The following is a 13,194-nucleotide window of genomic DNA, read 5'->3' as shown; positions in this document are numbered from 1 at the left end:
AACAATGGATGACAAAAAACTCTTTAAAATATTCACTGAAGAATTAACAACTCATATAAATAACATAAGAACATTTATTAATAATTTTTTTGAAACTGAAGAAAAAGAGTATCTTACAAAAATCGTAAAAGAACTTCACACATTAAAAGGCTCTTCAGGAATATTAGGACTACACAATCTTACCGATATTTTCCATGACCTTGAAAATTATTTTCAAAGATTAACAAAGTATGATATTGAAGACAATGACAAAATCAAAATAATAGAAATTGTAAACTTGTTAGAAAAAATACCAAAAAATCTGGAAAATCCAAATAATATCATTAACGAGATTGATAAATTACTCAAAAGCAATGTGATCAAAGAAAAAAAATATAAAAATAATCAAGAAAACATAATAACAACCAAAACTATCGCACCAGAAAAAGTAGTATCTTTAAAAACAGAATTTCAGAAACTTAACACACATATTTACGACCTTCTAAGTAATATCCAAATAAAAGGTTTTATAAAAAATAGGCTGTTGGAACAGCTTGAAAAAATTGGATATCAGCTCAACAGATTAAATCTAACCACATTTAGCATTCTTGATGAAAAATTAAAAAATATAGCACATCTCACTGCAACTAAATTATCCAAAAATGTTAAACTGGAAATAATAAATTCAAATGTAGAGGTAGATGAAGAAATCTTAAATATCACCAATGAAATACTCACACACATTATTAGAAATGCCGTATACCATGGAATAGAACATCCTGAAGAAAGATTAAAATATGGTAAACCTAAAACCGGTAAAATTACAATACAATATAAACAGGTATCAGACAGAATACACATAATTATTACCGATGATGGTAAAGGTATAAACCTTAGCAGTATAGTTGAAAAAGGGGTTGAAAATGGCTTAATTCAACCTAACGATATCCAAAAATTAAAAAAAGAAGATATTTATAATTTATTATTTAACGAAAACTTTAGCACATCCTTAGAAGTGGATGAAATTAGCGGCAGAGGAATTGGTCTCAGTATAGTAAAAGAAAGAATTGAAGAAATTGGAGGATATGTTGAAATAGAATCGGAAGTTGGCAAATATACAAAGTTTATAATAAATATTCCTTTTACTTTTAAAAGTGTGGTTTGCAAAATTTTATCATCTGCTGGCCACTATCTTGCTGTCCCCATTTCAATAATTGAAAGTATAGAAAAATTTATTCCTGAAAATATCAGAACAAATAAAGACAACTCTTCTGTAATAGAAAAAAACGGCACTCTTTTTAATCTTTATAAACTAAGTGAATTATTTAAAATCTATTCATCGGATGACAATTTACTCGTATTTTTTAAAAACACCAAGAATGTCATCGCTGTGGAATCTGTGGGTGAAAACATTTTATTTGATCTAGTTCCAATAAAAGGGATACAATGCAATTATAAACATTTTGTTGGATTTGCATTATATAACAACAAACCGATTGGAATACTCAATCCTTCATCACTTAGCAAAACTACTACAAAAGGATTAAAAACATTTGTTCAAACTGACAATTATGTAAACAATGCAAAAAAAACCATTTTAGCTGTTGATGACAACCCCGTGATTACAGAAACAATAAAAGAATTACTCACAAATGAAGGATACAATATTTTAATAGCAAAAAATGGTGTAGAAGCTTTTGAATTGTTTAGAAATAAAAATATTGATTTTATTATAACAGACATAGAGATGCCACTCATGGATGGTTTGACACTTACTAGAAATATTCGTAAACTAAATAAATCTGTCCCTATTCTCATACTTTCTTCAAAAGGTAACGAACAAGATATACAAAATGGCCTAGATGCAGGAGCAAACGGTTATTTTATCAAAAGATTTTTTATAAAGGACAGTTTCTTAAAAAAGATTAAAGAATTGTTATGAAGAAAAATATTATTATAGTTGAAGATTCAGCTTATTTTAGAACAACACTGGTAGAAGAACTATCAAAATTTCACGATATTAACGTTGTAGGGACTGCAAACGATGGAATTTCTGCTGTAAAATTATTTGCTGAAAAAAGACCTGATATTGTTATTCTTGATCTCGTATTACCAAAAATGTCAGGAGATGCAGTCACAGAAGCTATAATGGCTATCCATCCCACTCCCATAATATTGATAACCTCTCTTTCAGATTTTGAAATCGAAAAAAGTTTTCATCTTAATTTAAATTATTATGTTGAAATAATAAAAAAACCTTTAGAAATCACCGATGAGTTTATAAGAAAACTAATTTACAAAATTAGATTTACTACTCCTTTGAATAAAAATCTTTCCAAAGCTCTCTCCATTACCACACCAATAATTAATAAAAACCTTGAAACAAGTAAAGTACTAGTTTTAGGCTCTTCTACAGGTGGGCCAAAATTATTAAAAACACTTATACCTACCCTATCAAAAGTTGAAAAACTTTCTATTATTGTAGCAAATCATATTGAAGTAGGATTTGAAAACAGTCTTAAAAATTGGTTACAATCTATTTCCAGTAAAAACGTTTGCGTTATTTCTGACAATATAGAAATAAAAGACTCGATATATATTGCTCCTACCACAAATAATTTCATTATCCAAAATAAGTTATTCAAGCTCACTCCCACTAATGAAAAACAGCTTTATTTCCCAAGCATTGACAAAGTATATGAATCTGTTGCAAAATACTTCAGGGAAAAATGCATAATCTTTCAAATGACTGGAATGGGATTTGACGGTAAAGAAGGAATAAAAATCGCAAAAGAGTTTGGTGCAAAAATCTTAGTGCAAAACCCTAGTACAGCAGTTGCACAAAATATGCCAAAATCAGTGTTGCTTTATGCTGACAAAACAATTTATCCAGAAGAAATTCTCTCATATATAGAAAATGAATAGAAAAAGCATTATTATAGCTGTAAATAGCCAGATTATTAAAAAATTTGTATCAGAGCTTTATGATAGTGAAAACTTGATTATTCTAAACTCACCTAACGATTTTTTTAATCTAGGTACTTTATCAAATACTATTTTGATTTTAGAAAATAGTTTTTTAAATGAAATAGGAATCTATTACTTATTCTTATTATCTGAGAATAAAAAAAGAAACAAAAATAATATTCTTTTAATAACTTCAAACTCTAAAACAAAAACTATTTTATCTTTTACACTATCCAACATCTTTATATCTACCCCTGAACAATTTGTATCTTTTTTACAAAGAATAGAAGCAGGGATATTATCCTTTCCCACAAAAGAAGAGTTCATAAATTCGGCTATTTCTAGAGAAGAAGTCGAAAAAAAACTGATAAATAAATTCTTATCAATTTATTCTGAAAAAATTTTAGATAATATACTCGATATTAACAATTACTTCACTGAACTGACTAACCTCATTAATACCGCACTAAATATTAAAAAACTTTTATTACATTTAATAATTAATGAGCAACATTACATTTTTACTACAATAAATGAAGAAGAGATAAATAAGCTAATAAATACTCCTCCTGATACAAAACTCTTTATGACAGATAAAACATACAAATTAGAATATAATGATCAGATTTATTCTGAACCAATAAATATAACAGGAACAAATATCGGAGAAATACTCTTTATCTTTGATAGGTATCACGATACCCATATACTCTACGATTCTTTGCCCGTTGTTTTAAATATTTTAAAAAAATTTTATCTTAGTTTTAAGAACCTTATATATAAGGAGTTATTAGCCAACAAAAAAATAAACTTAAACAAATTAATCAGTGTATCAAATAAAATATTCACTAATGAAAGCCATACAAATATAAATGTGATTTCTAAAAAAGCACACACATATTCTTTAAACCTTGATGGAAGATTCTATCAAATAAGCACCATCACAACGCTATACAACCATACGTTAATATCTATATATCTCTATCATTTGATTCATCAAAACAAAAACTTTGATGAAATATGTTATGAATTAAATAACTTTATTCACGAAAATTTGCTTCATTTCTATCCTACCCCTACATCCTTAATATTAATAAATAATGATAAATTATATTATTGCGCCACCAATGATATGATTTTAATTGATAAAGAAAATAAAAAGATAATAAATTGTGAGAATCCATATTTCGGTATTTATAAAGATATTGACTTTCAAAAAATAGTATTATATTTTGACTACAATATAAAGTATATTCAAATCCCAGATTTTTTATTGATTCCCACAAAAGAAAAGAAGATATTGTTGGAGAAATTATTGAATGAATAATTTGTTTACTAATGACATAAAATCACTAATTAAAAATTTTGCAGGATTGAATATCACAGGCCCTTTAGAAGAAAAATTTCGTGAAACTATCAACAAGTGGTTAAACACCTACAAAAATGAAGAAAATATTTACAATATCCTGCTAAAAGATAAATCTGCCTTATACAAATTTTTATCAGATCTAACTATTAACGAGTCATTCTTTTATAGGAATAAAAGCCAGTTTACTATTTTAAAGTCATTAATCGAGCATCTAAAAAACAACAAAGCTATAAATATCATTTCTATTGGTTGTGCAAATGGTTGCGAGCCATACACTATTGCCATAGAAATATTAGAATCATTACCTGAGTATAAAGATAAAATAAATATTTTAGGAATAGATATTAGTGAGCAAGCATTAAATGAAGCTAAAAAAGGTATCTATCAAAAATGGTATTTAAGAAATACTGATAACAGACTTATTGAAAAATATTTTGACAAAATAGATGACAAATCCTTTAAACTAAAAAATTACGTAAAAACATTGGTTAATTTTTCCAAAGAAAATTTATTTGACTTATCAGAAGATACATACCACATAATTTATTGTAGAAATCTTTTAATTTATCTAGATAAAAACGAGATCGAACTAGCTATAAAAACAATAGATAAAATAGCTGAAGAAAACGCCTTCATTATTTTTGGTACAGCCGATATCCTTTTAATCCCAAAGAATTTTTTTAAACGTGAAGAAGTCAATGGAGTTGTTGTATTTCGAAAAAAAGAGGCTCCAGCAATAACTACAAAACACAAGATAACTCATCTGCCTTTATTTACAGACATAAAAATCAGAAAACCAAGAGATTCAAAAAAAGAAGAAACAGATCTGTTTGAGAAGGGTATACAACTAATTTCACAGGATAGGCCAAAGGAAGCTCTCAATTATTTCTCCATGATAACGAATAACATCAATCCCTCAAATTTACGAGCTAAGATATTTAGCGCTTTATGTTTAATTAAATTACACGATTATGAAAACGCTAAAAATCTACTTGATACAATCATCAAAAACGAACCTTTAAACTACGAAACCTTTTTATTAATTGGGATTTATTACTATTTACACAATGATTACCTTAAGGCACTGGAAAACTTTAGAAAATCTCTTTTTCTTAAAGGAGAATCCGTTTCAGGTTGGTACTATTATGCATTATGCATGAAAAACCTTGGAGAAAATCTTGAAGCTAAAAAAGGATTCGAAAAAGCACTTTATTTTCTTGAAAACTCTGATGAAAGTATTGAGTTTTTTTTAGGTGAAATTACCAGAGATAGCCTAAAAAATATAATTAACATATTTTTAAGAAATCTATAATTCACTTTTAATAATGCTTAACATTTTATCTTTATTTTCAATCACAAAGTACTTGCAAAAATTAAAAGAACTTTTTAAAGTAAGAAAAATTAGTTTATCTGAACACGTATGTTAATATATAGTAATGTATGATAAAGTTTGAGTTAATCACGTTTTTTAACTAATGTTAATTTTTACGTGTTCAGCAGTAAAGCTCATTTATAATTATCGGAGGATGCTGTGAGAGACAGGATAGAAGCAATAGAAGTTAAATGTCCAAAATGTGGGCGAAAACAAATTGTATACATCCCTAAAGAAACAATACCAAAGTGTCCTGACTGTGGGACACAAATGGTAATCAGTGAATTACTAGATGAAGGAAAATCTTATTAGGAGGATGCAATGAGAAAAGTGTTATTTTCAGTATTTTTAGTTTTTTTTATGGCAACATTAGTGTTTGCCGCTGACAACAGCCTGTGGGAAAAATCTACCCTAAATCAAATTCTAAAAAGAGGTGAATTAAGGGTTGGTCTTGAATCAGGCTACAAACCATTTGAAATGACCGCTAAAAACGGAGAAATTATCGGTTTTGATGTGGATCTTGCAAAAGTTATGGCAAAAGCAATGGGTGTGAAACTCAAAATTGTCAATACTGCATGGGATGGAATTATACCTGCGCTTATTACAGACAAATTTGATATTATAATGTCAGGAATGACAATCACTCAAAAAAGAAACCTTCAAGTTAATTTTGCAGATCCATATATTATTGTAGGTCAAACACTTCTTATCCACAAAAAAGATGCAAATAAAATTAAAAGTTATAAAGACCTAAATAATCCAAAATATGTTATAGCCTCTAAATTAGGAACTACAGGATACTTTGCTGCAAAGAAATATATTTACAAAGCAAAAATAAATGCTTTTGAAACAGAAGCTGACGCATTTCAAGACTTCATTAATGGTAAAGCAGATGCTTTTGTTTATGATCTTCCATTATGTGCTTACTACTACTCCCTTTATAAAGATAGGGTAGCCTTTTTAGATAAACCTTTTACATATGAGCCTCTTGGTTGGGCTATTAGAAAAGGTGATCCTGATTTCCTTAACTGGCTTAATAACTTTTTAAGGCAAATCAAAGGTGATGGGACTTACGACAAAATTTATAACAAATGGTTTAAAAGTACAAACTGGCATAAACAGGTTCAATAAAAAAACTCACAGCCCCCTGATCCCACAGGGGGCTTAATATATATACAAGAGAGGATTAAAGTGGATAAAAAAAGAAATGCGTTTCTATGGAATGTTGTGTTTGTTCTAATTCTTATAGCAATAGGTTCATTTTTTTATTTTTCAACAAAACAAATAAATTATATTTGGCGTTGGGACAGAGTGTTGCAATTTGTTTGGCACGTTTATGACAAAGAAATAAGAGCACCTTTTGATGGTACTGTAAAACTTGAAGGGAAAAAATTAATTATTGTTTCAGATAGTGGTGAAAAAGAGATTATTAAAAAATATAGTTATATTACTGTTTCAGATAATGACCTTATATTCGAAGGGGATGTGATTGCTAAAATAAAAGTAAGTGAACCAGGACCTTTACTACTAGGGCTAATAATAACCCTAAAATTATCAATAATATCAATATTTTTTGCTATTCTAATAGGAATCATCACCGGATTAATGAGAATATCTGAAAATCCGGCATTGAAAAAACTTGCCATTACATACATTGAGCTTATTAGAGGAACTCCGCTTCTAGTACAAATATTTATTTTTTATTTTTTTATTGGTACTGTTTTACAGCTAAACAGATTTACCGCAGGAGTTGCTGCCCTTGCAGTCTTTGCTGGTGCATATGTGGCAGAAATTGTTAGGGCAGGAATCCAATCTATCCATAAAGGGCAAACAGAGGCAGCAAGAAGTCTTGGAATGAACTATTTCCAGACAATGAAATACATTATTTTACCCCAAGCATTAAAAAGAACAATCCCTCCTATGGCAGGACAATTTATCTCCTTGATTAAAGACTCTTCTCTTGTATCTGTAATATCAATTACTGATTTAACCAAGGCAGGACGAGAAGTGGTTACTTCTACTTTTCAACCATTTGAAGTCTGGTTTACGGTTGCAGCACTTTATCTTATATTGACCACCTCCCTGTCCTTTTTAACTCAATTAATTGAAAGGAGGTTGGCAGAAAGTGACTGATTATATAATTGAAGCAACTAATGTACATAAAATTTACCCTAATGGGGTTCATGCATTAAAAGGTATCAATCTAAAAGTAAAGAGAAGTGAAGTTGTGGTAATAATAGGCCCAAGTGGTTCAGGAAAATCAACTTTTTTGCGCACATTGAATTTACTTGAATCAATCAACGATGGAAAAATTATAATTGATGGTGTTGATTTAACTAATCCTAAAACAAATATAAATAAAGTACGCGAAGAAGTAGGTATGGTCTTTCAACAATTCAACCTGTTTCCCCATATGACAGTATTAAAAAATATCACGCTAGCACCCACCGTTGTAAAAAAGATTAAAAAAGAAGAAGCAGAAGAAATTGCTTTACAACTTCTAAAAAAAGTTGGTCTTGCAGACAAAGTAAATAGTTATCCTTCACAATTATCTGGTGGTCAACAACAAAGAGTAGCTATAGCAAGAGCTCTTGCCATGCGCCCAAAAATCATGCTTTTTGATGAACCAACTAGCGCCCTTGATCCTGAAATGATAGGTGAAGTTCTAGACGTTATGAAAACCCTTGCAAAAGAAGGGATGACAATGGTAGTAGTTACTCATGAAATGGGTTTTGCAAGAGAAGTAGCTGACAGAGTCGTTTTCATGGATGAAGGGGAATTAATAGAAGAAAATACGCCTCAAGAAATTTTTTCTAATCCAAAAAATGATAGACTCAAACAATTCCTAGGACAAATTTTATAGAGGTGATATGTTTTTTACAAAAAAAGTAAAGATCAATGTTAAAAACAAAAACATTATAATTGAAGCTAAAAGTGGTACTAACCTTTATGATATTCTTATTGAAAATAATATACATATAGAATCACTTTGCAAAGGGAATGGGCAATGTGGCAAATGTAAAGTAAAAATTATTTCTGCTGATGGTAAAGAAATCAATAAACCTACAAAAAAAGACAGACTAGTTCTTGCAAAAATAAATTTAGAAAATGGGTATAGACTAGCATGTCAATATACTGTAAAATCAGACATTATAGTTGATACTGAAGAATGGATTGTAGAAGAAGACCCAAACATAGTTAAAGTCACTGTAAAAAAAGTAAATAATAATTTAAACAACGAAAGATATGATTCTTCAAAAAATAATCAAGAAAAAAATAATAAAACAACTATTGAAACAGCTGATGAACTAACCGTATTAAAAGACGGGCTCATACTTATTCAGTATCCTAAAGGTATTAAGTATTTTGTATATAGCGCAAGCATAGGCAATGTATCCTTTGATGGTTATGTAAAAACAGATGAGCCACTGATTGACATAATAGACAATAACCTAATTTCTGACTTTATTTACAACTATGTGGATATCCCTGATATTGACAGAATCCTAATTATATTAGATAAAAATACTTATAATGGTACACATCTGTTAAATCTTATCAGTTATTATACCTTTAATATTGGTGAAATGTTTTGCGAAATAATTCAACCTCTTGAAAATCCATCCAATTTACTTACTTTTTTTAGACTGCTAAATTTACAAAACGAATCGTTACTCATACCCTTAGACAATCTCAAAACCATCTATTACAAAAAAGATAATCAGTTGTTTGTGCTTGATACAAAATATATATCAACTTCAATTGACACAGAATTTCTTTTTTCAACAGGTCTAAACCCTATAATAGATATTTCAGAAGATTTTAAAGAACTAACTATCAAAGATAATTATTTTGAACCAGACTCCTTAAGCCCAAAAGTAATTTTTAAAACATTAGCAAATTTAAAGAATTATGGAATTATTGATGATAACTTCCAGTTTAAAGATAGAAATGACCTCCTTGATAAAATACCCATCGAAATATTGGTGAAAATTTCAAAAAGAGACAACGAACCATTATTTCACATATATAGAAAAAAAGAAATTGCTTTATATATATCAAAAACACAAATTGAAATCATTAAAGAACTAGGATATTTTATTAATGCTTTACTAAAATACTGTGAAAAATTTGTAGGGAAAATATCCAATATCATAATTTACAGCTTTCAGGATATTGAAGAAGCAGGCACAGCCTTTATTAACCTAGGTTTTTTCCCAAAAAAATTCAGCAAGAAAGTTTCTTTTTTCAGCGGAGATCCTGCGTTATTATCAATAAAATTTTTTGGTTACAAATCAGTATCTACATACATTAATAACCAGTTTAAAGAAGTCAATACAATTGAATTATACAAAAATGATAATTTCAACTCTATTTTAAAGAAATGAACAAGATATCATTGCACAATAAAAACGCTTCAAGTTAACAATTATTAATAAACAAATGGTTGCCCAATGACTATCATGGTAATAGTATTTTCTACGTCATCACAAAGAGCGTAAACTCTGAAGTAATCCCTCTTCATTATCAATACCTTAAACACACAAACGTGCGTTCATAATATTTAACTATATACTGTGCGATATTGATAAAAAAGCAACAAACTTGTATTATTTTTTCTTTTCAGTTTTCTTTTTATTTTTATTTTTATCTTTTTTGTATCGATCCTCGATACTACATGAAGTAGCACCTCAAGTACCACCTCTTGAAAAACTCATAACAACCACAAGCAACACAAATATTATTAAACCAATATAATCACCCATCTTAGTCCTCAACCTTTAATTTGTATTTCTTGTTATTTATTGTCATAATTAACTCAGTATTTCTTTTATCCATTAGTTCTGAATCTGCTATATATAAAATAAAATCTTTCCTATCTCCATTCAATTTTATGTTTATCCGACCTTTTTCATCATTCAAATACCTGTTTTTTTCAAAAATTGCAATAGCTGGATAAATATCCATTGGGTTTGTATTCCAAAGAAGCTTCACTTTGCCATTAGAAACCACTTCTATTTGTTTTAAAACCCCTCTTAACTGTGAAACAGTTAAGCTAATAGCAACGTCTGGTTTCCCATCTTTTACAATTCTATTTTTAAAACTAACAAAATCTTTATTATTAGGTATAAAGTTTGCTGAGATTTTCCCCTTTTGAACATTTATATTTAAATTGTATTTTTCAACCTCAATAAAACTTTTGTCTGCATTAATATTCAGTAATTCCAAGCCATTATAAACAACTATAAACTTACCTTCTACAACATCATTTTCAAACACCCGAAACTCAGCAAATCCATCTTTAATAATACCTTCTGATATCCTATCATAAATTTGATAAAATTTATTGCTAATACTCCCTGTAAATAAATCCAGTTTTTTATCTTGCACATTTTCATTTAGTAAAAATAAACTTAATTTAGCATTTTTAAGAAAATAACTGTTCAACAATTCACCACAGTCTATATAAAGCATATTTAAATTATCATCTAAAGAACTTAAAATCAAATTGAGATTCTTTTTTATAACATTCCCTTCGGGATCTCCTGCAAAACTCATTATTTTGCAATATTTGTTTATTGGATATTTTACAATATTTGTTTTTTTCAAAACAAAACCTTTTACTTCACCTCTTCCCCCAGTCCCAAGCCAACTACCTTTAATATTACCATCTTTATCAATTTCACCAGAAACCTTTTGTTGACATTTAAAAAATGCTCCTTTTGAGCAGTTAATAGTAAAATTAAACTTGTCTTCTTCAGCACTAAAATTTTCTATACTCAAGTCTAAAACTTTATTTTTTTGAACTTTAAAAACTTTTTTAATATGAGGTTTTATGTAAATGTTATTGTAAATTTTATTCCCTTCTAATACCAGCAAATAGACTGGTAACATCTTTTTATTTATATTTTTTTTCTTTTCCAAATAAAGCTTAGTAGTTATTATTTTCTTTTTATTTTTATTGAGATTCAAAAATATCCTAAAATCTCCATTCTGGTTACTTCTAGTCTCCATACTAATCCCTTTTACATAAACTTTTGCATCGTTAATTGGATTACCGTAAAAATCTTCTATATGCCCTTCAATCACTATATTACTATCCATCCCCTCTGAAATATTTATTTCTTTTTCCTTTACAAAAAATCCATCTTTTTCAACCCTCAAAACAATATCACTTAAAAGATAATATTGAAGATTATCCGCAATAAAATTGCTTATGCTTTTTACAAAATAATCTGCAAAATCTACAACAGCAAACCCATCATCCCCTTGAAGTTTTACAACAAAATTGTTCATCAAAAAAATCAATGTATAATCTGCATTAAAACCATTATTCCTTCTTTTAGCAAAAATTATCCCTCTATCACCCACTAATATTTTTTTTGAGAAATCTGCCCTAATTTGTTTCAATACATCAAACAGCTCATTTGCCTTTAAAGCATTTTTTGTAAAGTATAAAATTGCAACAACCTTAAAAGTTTTTTTCCTTTTTATATCCAATATCTTAGTTTCTTTATCACCAAAATACGTGTAATGTCTCCTTAAGCTAATATAGTCTTCTGTTTTTTCCGCATAAAAAGCAGTGGTTAACCATTTAAGTTCACCACCTTCTAAAACAGTTACATCAGGAAACAGTTTTTCCAGTGTTAATAAAGAATCATTACTGGCAAAACTAATAGTCACAACTGAAAAGAAAAATAAGATTATTATTAAATTACGAAACAATTGCTTCACCTGATGCAAAAACCGTATCTTCTAGACAAATTGAATAAATCAAACTATCATCTTTTTTTGTAAGAAGAACATATACATCTCTTAATTGTTGATTAATCTCTTTAAAATAGCAAATCTTAATTTCAGAAACCTTTTTATTATATTCTTTGTATATAGCATCTTCTATCAACTCAAAATAGACCGAATTGTTCACATGCCCATTTATATCATAATCTTTATATCTAAGCTGATATTCAAACACATTATCAGCTTTTTCGATTTTATCAGGTTTGTATTGTCTTATATTAGAATTAAATGCATTTTTATTTTCTACAGTATATTTTTCAACAATTTCTTTTTTAACCTTCACAGGTCTTTTATTTGTCACATCTATAAGAAGCCAAACGCTACTACCAACAACACATTTTTCCCCTGATTTTTCCAAAATAAAATCACGAAATGCAAAAAAACCTTTGGAACCTTTACTCCATGTAATAACGTTAATTTTATCCATATAAACAGGATATTCTAAAATTTTTATATGCAATCTATTTAGTATCCATGCAAATCCACTTTCTGTAAAAAAACCGTTTGTATAACCCGCGTAATTAGAATGGGTTATAGCAGCAATCTGAAAATATTTTGCTATTGCATTAAGTGTCAATTCTCCTTTAAAATCAATGTCGTAAGAATTAATTATTGCATTTACTTTGAATTTCATATTAAATTATTATATAATAATTTAAGAATTTGCAATAAAAGAAATTTTTTTAGTAATTTTCAGGATTAAAAT

Annotated in this window: 11 protein-coding genes; 9 read left to right on the top strand and 2 right to left on the bottom strand. The window is 28.4% G+C overall.

Translation table 11 applies throughout. The annotated features are described in order from the left end of the window. The first annotated feature begins 4 nt into the window (after positions 1 to 4). The 9 genes from OWK30_RS00680 to OWK30_RS00640 all read left to right on the top strand — a co-directional run bounded on the left by OWK30_RS00680 (position 5) and on the right by OWK30_RS00640 (position 10,075). Positions 5 to 1,921: a hybrid sensor histidine kinase/response regulator gene (locus OWK30_RS00680; RefSeq protein WP_423322579.1), complete on the top strand. Its 1,917-nt coding sequence runs from the start codon at positions 5 to 7 to the stop codon at positions 1,919 to 1,921. Then, complete coding sequence (locus tag OWK30_RS00675; protein WP_423322577.1) at positions 1,918 to 2,904, top strand: chemotaxis protein CheB; 987 nt, start codon at positions 1,918 to 1,920, stop codon at positions 2,902 to 2,904. Before OWK30_RS00680 ends, OWK30_RS00675 begins: the two co-directional genes overlap by 4 nt. Continuing rightward, positions 2,897 to 4,273 (top strand): hypothetical protein, encoded by a 1,377-nt coding sequence (locus OWK30_RS00670; RefSeq protein ID WP_423322575.1) that lies wholly within the window; start codon positions 2,897 to 2,899, stop codon positions 4,271 to 4,273. The genes OWK30_RS00675 and OWK30_RS00670 overlap by 8 nt, the downstream gene beginning before the upstream one ends. After that, a complete protein-coding gene (locus tag OWK30_RS00665) occupies positions 4,266 to 5,627 on the top strand; it encodes a CheR family methyltransferase (RefSeq protein ID WP_423322573.1) in 1,362 nt (453 codons plus the stop codon). The genes OWK30_RS00670 and OWK30_RS00665 overlap by 8 nt, the downstream gene beginning before the upstream one ends. 219 nt (positions 5,628 to 5,846) lie before the next feature. Beyond that, positions 5,847 to 5,999, top strand: a complete 153-nt coding sequence (locus OWK30_RS00660) for a hypothetical protein (protein WP_423322571.1) — start codon at positions 5,847 to 5,849, stop codon at positions 5,997 to 5,999. Positions 6,000 to 6,008: 9 nt separating this feature from the next. Further along, positions 6,009 to 6,818 (top strand): transporter substrate-binding domain-containing protein, encoded by an 810-nt coding sequence (locus OWK30_RS00655; RefSeq protein ID WP_423322569.1) that lies wholly within the window; start codon positions 6,009 to 6,011, stop codon positions 6,816 to 6,818. 60 nt (positions 6,819 to 6,878) lie between these two features. Next, entirely contained in the window at positions 6,879 to 7,820 is a 942-nt protein-coding gene (locus tag OWK30_RS00650; RefSeq protein WP_423322567.1) for an amino acid ABC transporter permease, read from the top strand. After that, a complete protein-coding gene (locus tag OWK30_RS00645) occupies positions 7,813 to 8,550 on the top strand; it encodes an amino acid ABC transporter ATP-binding protein (protein WP_423322565.1) in 738 nt (245 codons plus the stop codon). The genes OWK30_RS00650 and OWK30_RS00645 overlap by 8 nt, the downstream gene beginning before the upstream one ends. Before the next feature lie 7 nt (positions 8,551 to 8,557). Continuing rightward, positions 8,558 to 10,075 carry a 2Fe-2S iron-sulfur cluster-binding protein gene (locus OWK30_RS00640; protein ID WP_423322563.1) on the top strand — a complete coding sequence of 506 codons (1,518 nt, stop codon included), beginning with the start codon at positions 8,558 to 8,560 and terminating at the stop codon, positions 10,073 to 10,075. A 379-nt stretch (positions 10,076 to 10,454) separates the two neighbouring features. Here the strand turns inward: OWK30_RS00640 and OWK30_RS00635 are convergent, their stop codons facing one another. Together OWK30_RS00635 and OWK30_RS00630 are read right to left on the bottom strand one after the other, a co-directional pair. After that, entirely contained in the window at positions 10,455 to 12,422 is a 1,968-nt protein-coding gene (locus OWK30_RS00635; RefSeq protein WP_423322561.1) for a hypothetical protein, read from the bottom strand. Next, positions 12,403 to 13,122: an acyl-[acyl-carrier-protein] thioesterase gene (locus OWK30_RS00630; protein WP_423322559.1), complete on the bottom strand. Its 720-nt coding sequence runs from the start codon at positions 13,120 to 13,122 to the stop codon at positions 12,403 to 12,405. The genes OWK30_RS00635 and OWK30_RS00630 overlap by 20 nt, the downstream gene beginning before the upstream one ends. Positions 13,123 to 13,194 lie beyond the last annotated feature (72 nt).

It is taken from the genome of Deferribacter abyssi (genome assembly GCF_049472655.1).
GTDB lineage: Bacteria > Chrysiogenota > Deferribacteres > Deferribacterales > Deferribacteraceae > Deferribacter > Deferribacter abyssi.
This window is presented reverse-complemented; position numbering and strand designations above follow the sequence as displayed.

Excerpts from the sequence above, each read along its gene's own strand:
- OWK30_RS00630 (WP_423322559.1), bottom strand. The coding sequence starts at position 13,122 with ATGAAATTCAAAGTAAATGCAATAATTAATTCTTACGACATTGATTTT.
- OWK30_RS00680 (WP_423322579.1), top strand. The coding sequence starts at position 5 with ATGGATGACAAAAAACTCTTTAAAATATTCACTGAAGAATTAACAACT.
- OWK30_RS00655 (WP_423322569.1), top strand. The coding sequence starts at position 6,009 with ATGAGAAAAGTGTTATTTTCAGTATTTTTAGTTTTTTTTATGGCAACA.
- OWK30_RS00640 (WP_423322563.1), top strand. The coding sequence starts at position 8,558 with ATGTTTTTTACAAAAAAAGTAAAGATCAATGTTAAAAACAAAAACATT.
- OWK30_RS00665 (WP_423322573.1), top strand. The coding sequence starts at position 4,266 with ATGAATAATTTGTTTACTAATGACATAAAATCACTAATTAAAAATTTT.
- OWK30_RS00670 (WP_423322575.1), top strand. The coding sequence starts at position 2,897 with ATGAATAGAAAAAGCATTATTATAGCTGTAAATAGCCAGATTATTAAA.
- OWK30_RS00675 (WP_423322577.1), top strand. The coding sequence starts at position 1,918 with ATGAAGAAAAATATTATTATAGTTGAAGATTCAGCTTATTTTAGAACA.